The organism is Synechococcus sp. 1G10, assembly GCF_002252625.1.
Lineage (GTDB): Bacteria > Cyanobacteriota > Cyanobacteriia > PCC-6307 > Cyanobiaceae > Regnicoccus_A.
On record NZ_NQKW01000034.1, the window covers coordinates 1 to 17837 of the forward strand.

At 57.6% G+C, this 17837-nt stretch carries 15 protein-coding genes; 12 read left to right on the forward strand and 3 right to left on the reverse strand.

The window, feature by feature from the left end; all coding sequences use genetic code 11:
* Positions 1–195: 195 nt before the first annotated feature.
* Both CJZ82_RS18755 and CJZ82_RS18760 read right to left on the reverse strand, forming a co-directional pair.
* On the reverse strand, positions 196–588 hold the full coding sequence (locus tag CJZ82_RS18755; RefSeq protein ID WP_198949823.1) for a transposase: 393 nt from the start codon (positions 586–588) through the stop codon (positions 196–198).
* Positions 589–601: 13 nt separating this feature from the next.
* The gene (locus CJZ82_RS18760; protein ID WP_198949824.1) at positions 602–1495 is read right to left on the reverse strand and encodes an IS110 family transposase; all 894 of its coding nucleotides are present in this window, start codon (positions 1493–1495) and stop codon (positions 602–604) included.
* An 847-nt stretch (positions 1496–2342) separates the two neighbouring features.
* Between CJZ82_RS18760 and CJZ82_RS16535 the strand changes: the two genes are divergently transcribed.
* The 10 genes from CJZ82_RS16535 (at position 2343) to CJZ82_RS16580 (ending at position 14380) form a co-directional block, all read left to right on the forward strand.
* Complete coding sequence (locus tag CJZ82_RS16535) at positions 2343–3341, forward strand: glycosyltransferase family 2 protein (protein ID WP_094556849.1); 999 nt, start codon at positions 2343–2345, stop codon at positions 3339–3341.
* Positions 3342–3795: 454 nt separating this feature from the next.
* Positions 3796–4809, forward strand: a complete 1014-nt coding sequence (locus tag CJZ82_RS18530; RefSeq protein WP_255381074.1) for a DUF563 domain-containing protein — start codon at positions 3796–3798, stop codon at positions 4807–4809.
* Positions 4810–5249: 440 nt separating this feature from the next.
* On the forward strand, positions 5250–7430 hold the full coding sequence (locus tag CJZ82_RS16545) for a glycosyltransferase (RefSeq protein ID WP_094556851.1): 2181 nt from the start codon (positions 5250–5252) through the stop codon (positions 7428–7430).
* Positions 7430–8308, forward strand: a complete 879-nt coding sequence (locus tag CJZ82_RS16550) for a class I SAM-dependent methyltransferase (RefSeq protein WP_094556852.1) — start codon at positions 7430–7432, stop codon at positions 8306–8308. The genes CJZ82_RS16545 and CJZ82_RS16550 overlap by 1 nt, the downstream gene beginning before the upstream one ends.
* 232 nt (positions 8309–8540) lie before the next feature.
* Positions 8541–9356, forward strand: coding sequence for an FkbM family methyltransferase (locus tag CJZ82_RS16555; RefSeq protein ID WP_094556853.1), 816 nt, complete (start codon positions 8541–8543; stop codon positions 9354–9356).
* 170 nt (positions 9357–9526) lie between these two features.
* Positions 9527–10219, forward strand: a complete 693-nt coding sequence (locus CJZ82_RS16560; RefSeq protein WP_158218621.1) for a glycosyltransferase family A protein — start codon at positions 9527–9529, stop codon at positions 10217–10219.
* A gap of 17 nt (positions 10220–10236) precedes the next feature.
* The gene (locus tag CJZ82_RS16565) at positions 10237–11217 is read left to right on the forward strand and encodes a glycosyltransferase family 2 protein (RefSeq protein ID WP_158218622.1); all 981 of its coding nucleotides are present in this window, start codon (positions 10237–10239) and stop codon (positions 11215–11217) included.
* Positions 11218–11278: 61 nt separating this feature from the next.
* Positions 11279–12559: a hypothetical protein gene (locus CJZ82_RS16570; protein ID WP_094556856.1), complete on the forward strand. Its 1281-nt coding sequence runs from the start codon at positions 11279–11281 to the stop codon at positions 12557–12559.
* 6 nt (positions 12560–12565) lie between these two features.
* Positions 12566–13561, forward strand: coding sequence for a glycosyltransferase family 2 protein (locus tag CJZ82_RS16575; RefSeq protein WP_094556857.1), 996 nt, complete (start codon positions 12566–12568; stop codon positions 13559–13561).
* 93 nt (positions 13562–13654) lie between these two features.
* On the forward strand, positions 13655–14380 hold the full coding sequence (locus tag CJZ82_RS16580) for a methyltransferase domain-containing protein (protein ID WP_094556858.1): 726 nt from the start codon (positions 13655–13657) through the stop codon (positions 14378–14380).
* Positions 14381–14407: 27 nt separating this feature from the next.
* On the opposite strand, the gene CJZ82_RS16585 is transcribed toward CJZ82_RS16580, so the two are convergent.
* A complete protein-coding gene (locus CJZ82_RS16585) occupies positions 14408–15418 on the reverse strand; it encodes a DUF563 domain-containing protein (RefSeq protein WP_158218623.1) in 1011 nt (336 codons plus the stop codon).
* A gap of 608 nt (positions 15419–16026) precedes the next feature.
* Between CJZ82_RS16585 and CJZ82_RS18130 the strand changes: the two genes are divergently transcribed.
* Complete coding sequence (locus tag CJZ82_RS18130) at positions 16027–16578, forward strand: hypothetical protein (RefSeq protein WP_143593741.1); 552 nt, start codon at positions 16027–16029, stop codon at positions 16576–16578.
* Between the two features lie 611 nt (positions 16579–17189).
* Complete coding sequence (locus CJZ82_RS19200; RefSeq protein WP_233130339.1) at positions 17190–17546, forward strand: hypothetical protein; 357 nt, start codon at positions 17190–17192, stop codon at positions 17544–17546.
* Positions 17547–17837: the final 291 nt, after the last annotated feature.

Below are 17837 nucleotides of genomic sequence, written 5' to 3' on the forward strand. Positions count from 1 at the left end.
AGTCTCTGCCTGAGATGCAATCGGGAATCACGCCGACGTCAAGGGTTCAGCCGTAGCGATGTTCGCTGCGAGCTGTCCTGCCCCCTGAACGCATACATCCACGCATTGATCATGCCCTCAAGCCCCCGGATGTACGCGTGAGAGGGGTGTCAACTTTCTAAGAAACACCCATGGCCATCAGGGGATCTCGGCCAATCATCCGGTTGCGACCAGCTGGTAACCAAGCGCTTTTACACGCCGCTCCAGCCCACGCACGTGTCGCTCTTGTGATGCCTGCTGGTAAGCCAAAGCTCCCGGCTCTTGAAATACCATGCCATAGCGCAGCATATTGTAGTAAAGAATGGCAATCTTGCGCGCTGTAGCTATCAATGCTTTGCCTTTCCCAACCCGAGCAGATAGCCGCCGCTGGAATGCACCCAAGGCAGTGCTGGTTCTGCTGATTGGCACTGCTGCCATCCAAAAAGCGCTGCCGGCCCTAGTTGCTCCCTGTCGAGTCCGTGAGGAAAGTACCCGGCCACCAGAAATCTTATTTTGCGGGCTCAGGCCAAGCCAGGAGACAAAATGCTTGGCGCTTGGCCAGCGGGTCATGTCAAGTCCACACTCACTGAATCAAGGTGATCACCGTTGCAGGCCCTAAACCATGCAGGCTTAATAGGTCTTGGCCTGCTAACGCTGTAATCAGGGCCTGAGGATTAAACGAGAAACCATTGCCCCTGATTCGCCAGTCGCTTGCCTGCTTCTCAGGCTCAACATAGTCATCCTCGGCCAGGTCATTCAGAACGACTTGACCAGCTAATTCACATTCTTGAATCTTTACTGAATAAGCATCAAACATCTCGACTGCAACCTTAAGCTCAAAGAGGTGTTCTTCTTGGTAGTTGCCATTGAGAGCGTCAGCTATCGTTGCCTCTGACTCCTTGCAGCGGCGATCACGCAGTGCAGCCAACTTCTCTGCATCTCGTTCTCCTGAAAGGATGGCATCAATGATCCTGAGAGCAGTCAGGCCAGTGATGTCTTTCACAACATGATGCAGCTGTAGATTCATTTGCATGAGAGCTTTCTGCATGTGTTGCTGATGCGAGGAGCGATAACGTACCAAAACATCCCTTTGCCGGAAGTAGGCCCTGAGCTTGGCGATACAGGGATCGGGTTGAAAGCTTGCGCGAACAAGACCATAGCTGTGAAGTTGCTGCAACCATTGAGCATCACTGATATCAGTCTTCCGTCCAGGAACATTCTTGGCGTGCCGAGCATTGACCAGATAAACTTCAATGCCATATTCCACTAGCATTTCGTAGAGTGGATCCCAGTAGATCCCAGTCGATTCCATGGCTACCGTCTTGATGTCGATGGCGAGCAACCACTCAGCCATAGATTTCAAATCATTAGTGAAGCTTGTGAACTTCCGCACTGGGTCATCGTCAAGCTCTGCAGGTACCGCTACAATATGAAACCGACTGCCGATGTCGATTCCTGCTGAACGTGGATTAACCACTCTTAGGCGCGCACGGCGGCGGCGAGAGGGGGAAGAAGTTCCTGGCATGCATCCACTGCAATGGGTCTGAGGAGGGAAGCCAGGCAGATTCTGCGCTAAAGAATGAACAGTTTCCTAATCGGGATCAGCACTCGGGATTTCTCCAGAAGTGTCGTCGCCAGGGCAGGGAGCGCTGTGAGAACCCAGACCACGTTTCCTTTCGGGAACAAGTCTCCAAAGTTGTCATCGGTCATGGCCTGTCTTCCCCATGACCAGTTTGGCAACGGCCTTTGGACTTGGCCATGGGTGTTTCGGACGCGAGGGCGTGCTCAGGGGTACTGGTACGTTTCCTGATAGGGGGGGGGTCGCCAACCTTGTATTTAGTGAGGCGCCTTGGCTTTTCGGGATTTATCCAACAGGATCGATGCTCCCATATTTCAATGAGTTGGGTTATGCTCTTGGTTGTCACTACACCTTCTACTTGGAGGGCTCACTGGCTAACAGAGCCTTGCCTCAATTGATGCTCTCCTGAATTGAAGCTGCGCTTGACTCCTTCCTGCAGCGATATTGCAAATCATTTTGACTGTTGCCCCAGTGCCTGCTGACACAGATGATGATCAGCTGTGATCGTCTAGAACAGCGATATACAGTTTGATGCTCCACTTAATGCCCGTTCCAGCTGCGCTGGCCAAATTGATCTCACTGTGATTTTGTCTGAATACGCACCACATCAAGGAGATGCTTGGGACGATCCTGAGTTACATGCTCACGCGCACCGTCCCAGCGGGTATGCCCTCGCCGATGGATAGGTGCGTTCGGCGAAGGATGAGCCCCGGTCTACGGCCGTGCATCCTGGTTTGGGTGCGTCATGGCTGAACACGCCCTCGTCTCCACGATCATCCCGGTGTTCAACCGCCCGGGGATGGTGCGCCAGGCGGTCGAGAGCGTGCTGGCGCAGACCTACCGACCGATCGAGATCCTTGTGGTCAATGACGGCTCCACCGATGACACACCCAAAGTGCTGGCAGAGATGCAGGCCGCCCACCCCGGCGAGATCCGGGTGCTGAATCAGCGCAATCTCGGCGCCGCGGCGGCACGGGAGCGGGGCCGCCAGGCGGCAACGGGGGCCTACATCCAATATCTCGACAGCGACGACTGGCTGCTGCCTAACAAATTTGTCGACCAGGTGGCCGCACTGGAGGCCCATCCGGAGTGCGCCATCGCCTACGGCATCTCCATGGCTTGCCACGGAGATGGAACCGTATTCGCCACGGCCAGCCGGCGAACCGGCGAACGGCTTGACGCCCTGTTTCCCGCCCTGCTGGTGGAGCGCTGGTGGCACACCCATACCCCTCTCTTCCGCCGCTGGATCTCGGACGCTGCCGGCCCGTGGCTGGAGTACCGCCCGGAGGACTGGGACTTGGAGGCGCGCATGGGTGCCCTGCGTCCCCGGCTGATCCACTGCGGCAGCACCGTGTCGATGCAGCGCCACTACTCCTCGCCCGATCGCGTGTCGGAAGGCTCCCCTGCCGCCTACCTGCGCCACGAAGCCCTGTTCCTGCCCCGCCTCTATGCCTGTGCCGTGCTGGCGGGGGTGAGTCCGGAGTGCCCGGAAATGCAGCGGTTTTCCCGCTGGGTGTTCATGCGCGCCCGCGATCTCGACGGCCTTGGCGAAACCAAGACTGCCGGTCAACTCCTGCGTCTGGCGCGGTTCACTGCAACGGAGAACGGGCTGGCCTTGCACTTCTACGCAGGGCTCAGGCGAATCATGGGCCCTGGTTTCTCTGTTCGCATTGCCGCGCTTCTACGCGGTATTTTGGGCAGTGGGAGGCCTAATGAATCCCGCCGCCATGCAAGGCAGAACTGATCATGGCTGACTGCTTGTCTCACTCCAAAAGCTAGGGTTCGGGCTGGCGAATCTTTGTCAGATCTTGCATCAGGCCAATTGACGTGCTGTCAGGTAGTGGTGCGCAAAGCTGGATCACAGGTCTGATAACCATCTCTTCTCGGCTCAACTTGCTTCATGGAATCACAGTCTACGATAGCACCCCATGCTGATAATGAACGTTCTGCACGGCCCTCTTCCACCTTGTCCTGAGGAGACGCGCTGTTGGTGCAAGTGTTATTTAATTCAGGAGTGAAACCATGCCGTGCCTCTCGATCAACCTAGGCTCGTGAACCTGCGATTCTTCCTCACATCTTTTGGAGCACGGGTATGGATTACATTGAAGCTCCGAGTCACAAGAGCTCTGAAATCTCTTCTGTTTCTTGAGCGCGGCTCTTTGCCCGCTTTAAGGAGAGTAAGAACCGAATGTCTTGTTGTGCCGGCTACGTTGTCATGTGTAGATCCCCAGTTGGCTGGCTGCGGTTGCCAGGCTGGTCAATTGACCTGGCCACAGATTGATGTCCTGTCACTCTCTGATGTTCACCTTGTAGGGCACCGGTGCACTCTACTCGATCGTCGCTTCAGATTGATTTCTGAACATATTGGCGGCACTGATAATGCAATCGACTGCCAGCTTCAGTCTGTCGACGTATGGTCGGCAGTCGTCACCTGCTTTGCTAATTGGCCCCGGAGGGTTCCTTCTGCATTTTCGTTGGGAGGACCTTATGCCTTCAACTTTTTTCACTGGCTCACTGACTGCTTGCCTACCTTGGCTGGCTACGAAGCGATCCTGGCAAGTGGCGGTGAACGACCAGCCCTTTTTGTGCCTCCAGGATTGGCATCCTGGCAAATTCGCAGCCTGGAGTTGATGGGGTATCCGGTGGGCACTTATCAAGAGCACTCCTGGACCCATACTGTTGTTCGCCGCTACTACCTGACTTCATGGCATAAGGGGTTTCTCTATCCTGAAGTCCCCTCTCCTGCTCTCATAAAATGGCTTAAGCAGAGGATTTGCTCCTCACCTGCTTTCGGCCTGTCTCCTGTTGAGCGCATGATATTCGTTGATCGCAGTGAATCCAGGCGCCCGATACAAAACCCTCAGGCTCTGGCTGAGGTGTTCTCGAGGCGAGGATTTCGAATTGTTCGGCTTGAGGAGCTCCCCCTCGACGACCAGATTTCTCTCTTCGTTGGTGCCCGCGTGGTTGCTGGGTTGCATGGTGCAGGGTTTGCCAACCTAATCTTTTCAGAGGCGACCTGGCTGTTTGAGATCTCCCCCACTGGCCAGCTCCAGCCCTGCTATCGTCACTTAGTGCATGTTCTTGGCGGTCAATATTATCTCTATCAGGAGAGTGCAGCGACTCAATCAGACCTGCCAGCCCTCTCTCTGGACAAGCTGGAGTTGGAATTAGATCGTTTTCTGGGTAGACTATCTTTGCATCTTGGTGATTAAGGCTATATACTGCACTTTTGTCTCATCGCAGAGCTGCCAAGCCCAAATGGCGTCCGGCGCGTTTTTGAAGCCTTATCTGACTGTCTAGAACTGGGATTCTCGCCTACTCTACATGGTGGGGCCCCGTTTAAGTTCAGACTTTCGGATTCTTGTCAAGCGGTTTTTTGTGGCCGCTTGAACTTTCGATGCATCTACACAGGAGTACCTTTACAATCGAAATGCTCTACAACCTTCTTCTGGAATGCAACTTGATCAGACCACGCATCTGTGGAGGAGACAAGGCTGGAACGAGTAGAGCAAGGCGCAACGAAGCTGGGTATGCAGCCCCTCTGGAAATATCTTCAGCCTGGTTCTCGAGGCGCCATGGATGTTGATACCACCTGCCACAGGTTCCATGCGTGGCTGGCAGGTGGATCCACAGCGCAGCTCGGCATCCGAACATGACCTTGGGCACCATCGAGGTGAGTGTGGTGTTTTCCACCCACGGCGATGCCGATCGGCTGCTCGACACCCTCGCGAGCGTGCTGGCCCAGGAGGCCGTCGTCTTCGAATGCGTGCTGGTGTGCGATGGCCCCATGCCCGCTGAGCGCTGGCGCTGGCTGCTGGATCTTGCCGCCCACGACCCACGCCTGCGGGTGCTGGAGCTGCCCCACGGTGGCCTCACCCGCGCCCTGATCGCCGGCTGCGCCGCCGCCCGCGGGCCGGCCATCGCCCGCATTGATGTGGGCGACCGCATGGAGCCCGAGCGGCTGCGGCGCCAGCTGGCGGTGCTGTGCCGCCACCCGGACTGCGTGCTGGTGAGCTCCCACGTGGGCATCCACGGCCCGGTCTGGGAGCCTCTGTGGGTTGCCCGCGGCGCGCCGGAGGGCGAGGAGCCGGTGCGCCTCGATGTCCTGCCGCCGGAGGAAGGTCTGGCCGGCGATGTGCCCCACCACGGCTCGGTGCTGTTCCGCCGCGAGGCCTACGAGCGCGCCGGCGGCTACCGTCCGCAGTTCTACTTCGCCCAGGACTGGGATCTCTGGTACCGCCTGGCCCCCCTTGGCAGCTACGCGATCGTGCCGGAGGTCCTCACCCGTGTGCGCCTGGCCGAAACAGGCCTCTCCTCCCGGCACTGGCGCGAGCAGCGGCGCCTGGCCCGCTGTTGCCGCGACGCCTACATAGCCCGTTGCCGCGGGGGCGACGAAGCGGCGGTGCTGGCCCGGGCGCAGCGCATCCGTCCCGACCGCCGGCCCTGGGCCTGGCTGGACGCCCTGCGTCGCCGCGGCGACGGCGAGCACTTCATCGGCGAGGCCCTGCGCCGCCGGGGTGACCCCCGCTGCCGCCCATATCTGCGTCGGGCCGTGACCCGCGCCCCCTGGCGGCTCCTGAGCTGGGTGCGGCTGCTCCAGAGCCTGGGGCTGCGGCAGAGGCAGAGGCAGGTGCCGGCCGACCCCGCCCCCCGGCCTCACCTCGTGCTGGTGTGCATCGGCATGGGGAGCGCTAGCACCGTGGCGGGGGTGGCCCTGCGCCAGGCCCGGCTGCTCTCGCAGTGGGCGCGGGTGACGCTGGTGAGCGATCGCCCCCGGCCGCCCGACGACGAGGACAGCTGGGACCGCTGGCTTCAGGTGCGCGCGCCGAGCTTCCGATGGCTGCGCCGCTTCTGCCACCTTCCGGCCGAGCTGGGCTTCGATCTTGGGGCCCTGCTGGCGCTGCTGCGGCTGCAGCGGCGCAGCCCGGTGGATTTGGTGCTCTGCCACAGCCACCCGGTGGCGGCCCTCACCGGCGTGCCCTTCCGCTGGCTGAGCGGCGCCCGCCTGGCGATGGTGTGCCATGGCGACATCTTCGAGCGGCCGGCCGGCACCTACGAGCCCGGCCTCACCTGGCTTTACCGGCGCACCACCCCACTGGCCTACCGCCAGGCCGATCTGGTGGTGGCCCTCTCGCCCACCATGCAGGAGTGGGCCGAGCGCGGCGGAGCGGCGCCCGAGCACCTGGCCCTGATCCCCAACGGCATCGATCCGGCCGACATCGGTCTCTCCCAGGCCCTGCCCCCGCCCACGCCCGAGGGCCGCGCCCTGCGGGTGCTCTACGTGGGCCGCATCGAGCTGGTGAAGGGGGTTGATGTGTTGCTCATCGCCTGGCAGGAGCTGGTGGGGGCAGGCTGGGCGGGTGAGCTGCGCCTGATCGGGCTGGTGGCCCCCGCCTGGCGGGCGGAGTTCGAGCGGTTGTGCAATGCCATCCCCGAGGGCCCCGGCCGGCCGGAGGTGCTCCCCCTGGTGCCCCGGCTTGAGCTGGGCAGCCACTACCGCTGGGCCGATGTGGTGGTGATCCCCTCCCGCAGCGATCCGCTGCCCACGGTGGCTCTGGAGGCGATGGCGGCCGGCCGCGCCGTGGTGGGCACCCGCGTGGGGGGGGTGCCGTTTCTGCTGGCTGATGGCGAGGCCGGTGTGGTGATCGCTACCGACAGCCCGGCAGAGCTCGCCAAGGCCCTGCGCCAGCTGGCCGAGGATCCCGACGAACTGCGGCGGCTTGGCTCCGCCGCCCACGCCAGGCAGGCCAGCCACTTCAGCTGGAGGGTGTGCGGCGAGGCTCTGCACGCCCGGATCGGGCAGAGTCTCCCGGCGGGGAGTCTCGAGAGCTGATGACGGCTTCCGGCGCGATGCCTCATCCCTGGATCGAAGCGATCCTCCGCTGCCCCGATTGCAGCTCCGGGCTGATCGCCCAGCCCCGGGGCTGGCGCTGCAGCGTCTGCTCCTGGGCATCGCAGGATCCCCGCGATCTTCAGCCCCAGACCCCCCGGGAGCTGACGCTCACCCATCGCCGACAGGCTCCGGCAGCCCCCGACCAGCTGCTGGAGGCGCTACCCACGGAGCCGCCGCCGCTCACCTACGCAGGCCCAACGGCGCTGCGTGATTCCAGTGCCTTTCTTTCCGAGATGAAGCAGCGGCTCCAGCCCGGTGCCACCGTGCTCGATCTCGGCTGCGGGCCGCGGGATCAGCAACTGCCCATCGAGTCGCTCGGGTTCCGCTACCTCGGCGTGGACGTGGATTCCCGGGCCGCGGACCTTCTGGTGGATGCCCACTGCCTTCCGTTCCAGGACCAGTCGTTTGACGCGGTGCTGTCCTATGCGGTGCTGGAGCATCTCCGCGATCCTTTCGTGGCGCTCAGGGAGATCACGCGGGTGCTCAGGCCCGGAGGTCTTTATCTGGGAACGGTGTCCCAGGGGGAGCCGTTCCATGCCTCCTACTTTCACCACACGGCATGGGGGCTACTGGCGCTGTTCAGCAGCCAGCCCGAACTGGAAACGCTGCGCCTCTGGGCCGCGATCGATACCCTGGAATCCCTGGCGCGGATGGGCCGCTATCCAAAGGTGATCCGCAAGGCGCTGGCGGGCCTGCATCGCCTCCAGGTGGACGTTCCCCAGCTGGCGCCGCGCAAAGCGCGATGGCCTCGAAAGGCGCTGCAGATCGATGCCCTCTATCGTGCCGGCTCGATCGGCTTTGTTGCCCGCAGAGGATGATTTTCGCCCAACCTCAGAATGGGAGAGGCCGCGTGTTGGCTGTTCGCTGGGCCAGGGTAGTGCAGCCAATCACCCTGGCTCAAACAAGATGATCTACGATTGACTCAATTGCACTATGTAGACGCGCTTGAATCACGATGTAACCACATTTAGAGCCGTTCCAAGACGCAGACCATGGGATTGAGTTTTTCGGCTAACCATCGCCGTTGGATCCTGAGCTGACTCGTAGGCTATGAAAGTTATTTATGATATTGGCGCCAATAATGGCGACGATATTCCTTATTATCTTATTAAGGCTGATCTCGTCGTTGCTGTTGAAGCAAATCCTGGTCTTTGCGAGCAAATGACCTCACGGTTCTCATGTGAAATACGCAATGATAGACTTGTGGTTGTGAACTGTGTTGTTACAGATACAAATGTCTCTGGGGGCATAAATTTTTATATTCACAAAAGTAATCACGTCTTAAGTCAAGTGGCGCCACCGTGCCCTCGTGATGCTGATTGTTTTGACGAAGTCGTTCTTCCTGCCCTGCCTATCATTGACCTAGTACGGAAATACGGTGATCCCCATTATATCAAGATTGACATCGAAGGCTGCGACGCGAAGATACTGCGTTCATTGTTTAATGAAGGAGTAACTCCGCCATTTATTTCAGCTGAAGCGCATTCAGCCGAGATCTTTGCCTTGTTAGTTTCTTGTGGAGGCTACAGTGCTTTCAAATTAGTTGATGGTGGTTCTGTGGCCAAGCAGTATGCGCGGCGACTTATATTTCAGTCAACTACGCGCGATCAGGTACCCTACTCTTTCCCATATCATTCTGCAGGGCCTTATGGAGATGATATCGATGGAAAATGGATGACGACGGAGAACTTCATGCGAAGACTGGCATTTGAGGGTTTCGGCTGGAAGGACATCCATGCGACCAACATGGTTGCAGCAGATTCACTTGCAAAACCTAGTATCCCCGATTTCTTTTTTCGAGTTGTTGTCGGTAAGGCAAGAATCCTGGTGCGCCAGCTGACGCGATTCCTTCGCCTTCGTCAATAGTTCCAATGCAAGAGATCTTCTGAATCTTCCATGGCCTTCCTGCCTGTGAGGCTGTGCCAAGACCGCGGTGAGCAGCTGGAGCACCTTGGGGTGCGGTCTCAGGGCCGGCTTGTTCAGGGTTTCTCAGCAACGAGTCTCCAGAGATGATGGTTCTCAGTGGAACCCCGAAAATGAGTGTCCTCGCCAAGCTCACCCGTCTGCTCCAAGGCCATCCGGGCACGTGGTCACGCATTCGCTTCAGCCTCTACAACGTTCCCGTGCAGCTGCTGTGGTGGAAGGTGGGACGGTGTCGTTCGCGGCCTGGCGTGGTGTCGGTGGTGATTCCCACCTATAAGCGCCACCGGATGCTGCGGGAGGCGCTGGCATCGGTGTTCCGGCAGACGCTCAGCAACTGGGAAGTGCTGGTAGTGGCCGATGGACACGATCCGGTGGTGGAGCAGATCGTGGCATCTTTCGGCGATCCGCGGCTCTCTTATAGGCCTTCACCCCATGTAGGGCTCTACGGAAACCACCAGCGCAACTTGGGGATACTCGCCGCCCGCGGCGAATATTTCCTGTTTCTCGACGACGACAATCTACTGGAACCCCATGCTGTGGAGATGATGTGTTCTGGCTTTCGCTCCACGGCCACTGGCTATGTGATCTGCCCGATTATTCATGGTGGCAGGAAGCAGTTTCCAGGGCAAGGATTCTGCGAGGGTCACGTGGACACCCTGAACTTCATGCTCACCCGACAGGCACTCTATCTCTCCGGCCCGTGGAAATGGTCTTATTCGGCCGACTTCCACCTTATTGCCGCAGCAGAGAGGCGCTTTCCGGGGGAATTTGTGGATGGTCCGCCCATTGGCGTGCACAGGAAGTAGACAGGCGGAAAAAACCTATGTACTTCAAGAAACTTCTAGGCATCCCCAAGTTACTCACCAGCCGCTTGCAATATTGGCGGCTGAACGACTATCCACTTTGGCGGGCCAGGCTGGAATGCCCCATTCAGTACCTTGCCTCTTGGTTTGCTCGCTCTGAGGGAGGTCCGACGCTTGAGGATGTGGCTGTCAAGGTATTCTGCCAAGTAAAGGATGACTCCGATATTGTTGAAGACTGGTTGCGGTGGCATGGCTATCTTTTCGGCTTCCATAATCTTGTTGTTATAGCTGACAGGCCAAGCCCTGCAACAGTGGAGGTCCTTGATCGGTATTCGGGGCAGGTAGTCATCCTTCAAGCGCCCCTGGGAGTATGGCCGTCTGATCTTGGCTGGGATGATAGGCGCACCTGCAATATTAACCACGCTATCAAAGTCTATGCTAATGAAGCTGATTTTGTTTTCCCGCTGGATATTGATGAATTTGTGATCTTTGAAGACAAGCCATCCAAGCGGTGTATCCTCTCGGAGCTCAAGAGACTGAAGCGGACCCACCGGGATGGCTTCAAGTTTGCCAGGGAGTTTCAATCCTGCACACTCGAACGGCCTGCCCGTCCGGCACTGGACATCCGAACATTCCGAAATGCTCATGCCAACTTTGACCTGAGAAAGTGTTTCGCCAGCCCCCAGCACCTCTCTTGGGTGGGTTCAGGCCAGTGCTATGTGCACACTTCCGATCAGCTGCCGCCGCTGGTGTCACGGTTGAGCCTGCTCCACTTCCGCTGGCGTGGGCTTGACCATATGTACCAGAAATGCATGGATCACGTTTCCCAGGAGATCCTGCTGTCTGATGGCACATCCAGGATCCCGCGGGTCGGCGGCCATGTTCTCCAGGGTGCCCAGTCCATTGAGTCCGGTAGTTTTCAGGCTTGGGCACGTAAGGAGGTGGGTGAGGCAAACAAGACCATCCACTCACTGGCTGAGCATCTTTCCTCCTTGTCCTAAATTCAGCCGCATTCTCCTCATTAATTTCTAGCCATATTGGTGCCTTTCTGATTCGTTGTTTATGCAAGCCCTTCGTCGCCTGCTACTGCTCAGCATTCAGCCTCCCGGTGCCTCCGGTGTGCAGGCAACTCGCTACGCCAAGCTAATTCCTCACCTGCGCGCCCTGGGCTGGGAGCTGCATGTCCTCGGCCCAGACCCCGCCCTCGATTCTGTGTTCCGCGAACCGGTCCAGGCGCCTGAGGAAACCTGTCAATACGTTCGAGCAGTGGCCTGGTCGCGGCGCTGGTCGGTTCGGCGCCATCGGCTTCCTGCAGGCAATCCCTTGCGGGGGATTTATGGCGTGCTGCAGGCCGGCTGCCGCCTGCTGGAGAGGCTCCGCAAGGCCGATCCGCAGGCTGCGCTGCTGGGGTCCATGGGCCAGCGGGCGGAGGCCCTGCTGCGCCGGCAGTCCTTCGCGGCGGTGGCGGGGGTGTGTCCCGACTTTGGCGTGCTGGAGCAGGCCGCCCGCTGCGCTGCTCGCACCGACACACCCCTGATCGCCATCTACGACGATCCCCACGGCTCCCGCAGCCTGGAGGGTTTCAAGCCTGCTGATCCGCAGCGCCAGGAGGCCGTGCTGCAGGCGGCGGTCTTCGCGATCTTCGCTTCCCCGTTCACCCGCCGGCGCTACATCGAGGCGGGCCTGGTGGCGGCGGATCGCAGCACCTGGATCAGCGATTGCCACCCCGTGCCGCCCCCCGCCTTCCCGCCGTCGCCTGCTCCATCCTCGGCTGATTCCCCGCAGCCCTTCCGTCTGGTGCATCTCGGAAACCTCGGCCCCTGGCGGCCAGTGGAGCCCCTGTTGGCAGCTCTGCAGGGCCTTGCGGTGGACCCCGATCTGCCGCCCGTGCGGATCGATCTGTTCGGCTACCTCTACCCCGAGGCCAGCCGCCAGCTGTCGGACAGCCCGGTGTTGCGCGCGCGGCTGCATGTGCATCCCGCCTGCGCCTACGCCGCGTCGCACCAGCAGGCCGCCTCCGCCTCGGCCCTGCTGGTGGTTGCTGGGCCGCGCCATCCCGACAACCTGCCCTCGAAATTTTTCGAGTACCTGGGTCACCGCAAGCCCATCCTCGTGCTGGCTCCACCAGGCAGCTGCCTCGAGGACATGCTTGATCGTTTCCCGGTGGGACTGGCGGCGGACGTGGCCTCAGCATCGGCAATCGAAGCGGCTCTCCGCCAGCTTGTGTGCCGTGCCGCCGCCTTCGAGCGGGCCTACGCCACCTGCGGCATCCTTGAGGCCCACGCCGCCCCCGCTGTGGCCGAGCGCTGGGCGAACACCCTGGACAGTGCCCTGCCCCACTGATCGGCTGTGACTGCTTCTGCCCTCAGCATCGTGATCCCCACCTACAACCGCGAGGTGGTGCTGTTGGACACGCTGAATGCCCTGCTATCACTGATGGAGGCGGTCCACGGGCAAGGCTCCGATCGCTGTGAGCTGCTGCTGATCGATCAGACGCCTAAGCATGAGCCGGCCACCGACGCCAGGCTGAGCGAACTGGCGGAGAGCGGCCGTCTGCGCTGGCTGCGGCTGCCCACGCCCCACCTCACCGGCGCCATGAACTGTGGCCTGCTTGAGGCCCGCGGAACGTTGGTGCTCTACCTCGACGACGACATCATTCCCGCGCCGGGCCTGCTGAACGGCCATCTCCAGGCCCATCGCGAGCATCCCGAGGCCTGGGCCGTGGTGGGCCAGGTGCTTCAGCCGGGGCAGCGACCCGAATGGCATCCCCACCGCCCGAGGGGCAGTACCCTCTGGCGTGATCTCGACTTCGCCTTCAACGGCACCGAGCTGGCCTGGATCGAGAACGTGATGGCCGGCAACCTCAGCCTGAAGCGGGAGCGAGCCCTGGCCATGGGCGGCTTCGATGAGCGTTTCCCACCGCCGGTGGCCTCGCGCTTCGAGACGGAGTTCGCCAAGCGCCTGGTGGCCGCGGGTGGTCGCATCCGCTTCTCCCCCGAGGCCTCCATCCACCACCTGGCGGCCCCCAGCGGCGGCACCCGCTCCCGCGGCTCCCACCTCACCAGCCCCTCCCCCCGCTACGGTGTGGGGGACTGCTACTACGCCATGCGCTGCGGCCGCGGCTGGGACAGGATCTGGTACCTGCTGCGCAAGCCGGTCCGGGAAGTGCTCACCCGCTTCCACCTGCGCCATCCCTGGTGGATTCCGGTGAAGCTGGTGGGGGAGGTGCGTGCCTTGCTACAAGCTCTCCAGCTCCTTGCAGCACGTCCGCAGTTGATCAATCACGACACCAACCAGATGGGTTCTGCCTCTCGATCGAGCAGCCTGGATCGCACCCATCGCTGAGAAACTGTATGAGCAATCGATACCTATTGTCTCACCCTGCCACTTTTCTCTTTCTATCAACCACAGAGAGATCACACCTTAGGAGAGGTCAAAATGAGGCACACTGCCAAGGCACTGTTGAAAAAAGCTCAGCTTCTGAGCTTCGCCAAGGAGCTGCTCCATAGCCACCGATCTACTCTGCGAAAGATGCGTGGAGTTGACAATCAGATTGCAAGCCAGTACTTGACAACGGCGGAAATTGCCAAGCTCCACATAGGCTGCGGCAATAACTTCATGAGTGGCTGGCTGAACTCAGACTTTCACCCATCACGGCCTGGTGTCATGCATTTGGACGCAGCCAAGCTATTTCCCTTTGATGACAACATATACCACCATGTCTATTCCGAGCACATGATTGAACATATTCCCTATGAAGAAGGGGCTTACATGCTGCGAGAATGCTATAGAGTTATGAAGAAGAATTCAAGGATCAGAATTGCAACACCTGACCTTCAGTTCCTTATTGATCTCTATCGAAACTGCAGCTCTACTTTTGAAGCTGAATATATTGAGTGGTCTACTGAAAATTTTATACAATATGCTCCTTATCCATGCGCAGGGTTCGTCGTGAATAACTTCTTTCGCGACTTTGACCATCAGTTTATCTATGATGAGGAAACTCTTCGCGCCTCTCTGAGCAATGCAGGCTTCTCAGAGATCAAGAAATGCGGCCTAGGGAAAAGTGAGGATGGTGCCTTGCAAAACCTTGAGCATGCAGGTCAAAGACCCTCCAGCTTCTATCAGCTTGAAACGATGGTATTCGAAGCCCAAAAGCTGTAACTCTGTCTTGGCGACAGCACCATGATCTCATGTGAGAGAATCAATCAGCTCTCCAAGCATCTTTGTGTCCACAGTGAATCGGCCATTGTGGTCATTTGCACCTTCATCAACCCTTTTCGCCTTTAGGCTGATCCACTCATGGTCAAAGTGCTCGGCCAGCGACAGATAGTGGGGCTGATTATCTGTCGCAATCTCGATCACTTTGCCGCCAGGTTCCATCCACATGATGTTGGTGAGTGCTGCCCCGTGCAATGCAATCACCAGCTTTGCTTCATTAAAAAGCCTGATCTGATCCAATACTGAGGCCTGCCCTGGATCAACGATCCGGATTCCCTTATTTATGCACATTTGCTCTACTTCATTTTCATTTACTAATTGTCGCTGAGCATGCACATTTGCCTTGCGTTTAAGAAATAGAGACCTAGTTTTTGACGGATTGCAGCCCACCATCAGGTGCCTAAACTGGCTTCGGGTGAACTTCCACGCCAAGGGAGAAGGACTGGCTCCATGCACCACACAGAGCTCTGAAGCCCCATGGAAACCACACGAGATCGGTAACAGTGCACTATTGCTGAAACCCAGTAGTTCAACTGACTCCCAAGCAAATCGAGGCAGTTCGTACAAGCCGGAGGGAAGAAAGAACTTGTCTACACCCATAAACTTGTGTAGAAGCACTATTTTGGGAAGACAATAAAGCATCCAATGATAATAGTTGCCAATCCATCGATCGAAGAAAACGCCAATCCTTCCGTTTACTGGCTGATTGTGCATCTTTTGCCGAATCCTGTGAATTTCAGCTGTTGAGGAGGTGGCCGAGGTTTGATAATCTGTGCCGGCAATCTCAATGCAGTTCCCATTATTTGCATAGACCCTAAGACCATAGTCAGTCGCCGGTCCGCCCATGCGTTGGAGCTGAGACACTGATACAAGACCGTCTTTCAAGCCAGTAAGTAAGATGCTTTCATTGTATCCCCTGATTTCCTCCTTTCTCGTGCAAGCATCATCAGCTAGTGAGGTGACTGGAACCTGATTGAGCATTCCTCGCCGGACTTCATCTCTCAAGTTTTTGAAATACCTTCTCATTCACAAATTCAATTCTCATCCAATCCTAGCGGCAGGGATCGGGACATAGTTCGCTCGCCGAGGCCAATGGGCTTGATGTCCTTCGGCTTCCGAGGATCTCTGTCGAGCAGGTCCAATCTTATTCAATGATCCCAGATCCTTCTGCAACCACCCGTCATCAGCCTCTCGACGTGCCGCCCGTCTCTTCTCGGGCAAGTTTGTCTGGGCTGATGCCGTACCGCTTCAGACTTTTCTATCTTCTCTGTCGCCTTTACATAGGAGATTGCCACAAAAGATCTCCTCTGCGCTCTTGTGCAAGGCCTGATCAGAGTGGATCACAGATCCACGACGCCCTGATGGCGCATGCATTTTGCTTCCATCGCGGTCTTGACTGGGGCGGGGCAGTCGGTGAGGCTCACTATGCTCAGCACAAGTCACTGAGCTGTCTTCTTGGTATTGTCCCTCCGCAGCGGCGAGGGAGCTGGTGTCTCCTACCTGCTTACTACCGGGAACAGTTGACTGCACATGAGAAACTTTCTGCGAGTTCGTCATGGGATGGTCTGTTGTCGAAGCTTGACAGGCTCATGGGCCTCAACCTTTTGCCAACGACATCTTCCCTATCTGTTGAATCAATCTTCTCCCCAGACTTCCTGGCTCATCTGCGGAATGCCTGCCCAGTTCGAAAAGTTTCCTACGCTGGTCGCAACGTTGTTATCCATATGCGCAGGGGTGACATCACTCCAGACCTTCATCCGGACCGCTTTATTCCTAACCACGTCTATGAAGCAATTATTCGCTCTCTAATATCAACGCTTGGTAGCTCTATCAAGATCACAGTTCATTCCCAATCCAAGAGTGCCGAGCCCTTTTCAAGTCTTGAGGCTCTTGGAGTGCACTTGAAGCTGGATGCGTCTATGCATGATGCATGGACCGACATGATCACGGCCGACGTGCTTGTGCTGTCAAAAAGTTCATTTTCATATGTTCCTGCACTCTATAATCCCAATATTGTAATTTATCAGCCATTCTGGCACGCTCCGCTACCTCCCTGGATCAGTCTGGCGCACCCACAATGGGATGATCTGCTTCATTCTCTTCATCATACACTTCTTCCAATTGGCGGCAGAAGCTCATGACATATGTGCCTTCAGCAATCGATGGTTTGGCATCATTGGTTTAACTCGAGTCACATCCTCAAGAGCTTCATGCAGTTAAGGTATCTTGCATTCTGGCTGTCACGATATCTTGTCTTGGTCTTTATAAGCTCTTTCAAAGGCATCTTCCTTCGCATCCAGCTTCGCGCAAGCCGTCAGACGTCGGTCATTTATGTTGACTATCTAATTGGTCGCTTGGGGAGCAACATTCAGCAACTACTTGTTGCTATCGCACTTGCAGGCTGTTTTTCTGGTTAATTTTTGTTCTCCCAGCAAGCATGCAACAAGGTGCTCGCTTTGGCTGGGATACACTTGAAGCCCTGACTAAAATTGTAGCTCATGGCCACATTCCGTCACATGCAATGATAGTCAAGGTGGGCTACATCTGTTATTCTGACTATTCTTATTCTGGAAACTCCGGACATAGCCTATGGAGGCATGGTGTTTTACCCAGGAGAACTTCTATCCTGGTTGAACGACACTTCAGGGCGATGCCTGCAGCGATTGCATTGAGGTGTCGGCCGGCATTCAGTTGCCTCATTGATGATTCCCGGTGCAGGACCTCTTTCTGTTCGTGAAGCCTGCCTCATGATGTGGTCGTTCTTCGCCTAAGAGCCGGAGATGTCGCGGACTTGGCAAAGAGCGATTATCCGACGAATCCTCGTTGCTATTATGAGCAACTCAGCCGAGTGTTTCGCAGTTTGCCTATTGTTACTGAACCAGGTCCGACCCACGACCTCTTTGCTGCCATCGCCAAACTTTTTGATAGTCATCGGATTGTCAGTGGCGATTTCCCTGATGACTTTCATCTGCTTGCTAACTTTCTGATCTTGGCAGCTTCTGGTGTTGGCTCTTCCCCAATCGCGGTAGCTTTCGTCTTGAGACAGCTGAAACCCTTGTATGCATCAACTTTATTTCTTAGGGAGCATCTCACCCATTGTATCTTATAGAAAAGGGGAGAGTTTAATTGTTTGGGGTGCCAGGATTTTGTCACTTGTGGAATATTTCTTAGGATCGGGCAAAACTGCTCTACCAGTACAGGCCACTAATCTGTCAGTTTTTCGAATCTAAGGATCATCTGAAAAACCCGCTAAAATCAGTCCAGATCTAAGATTGAGACTGGAACGGATGGCGGCCCCTCTCCAGCTGGGCTTTACGGACTACGAGCAGATCTTTGCCAAAAAGAGGACGCGTCGTCAGCGCTTCTTGGATGAGATGGAGGCCACGGTTCCCTGGGAGGC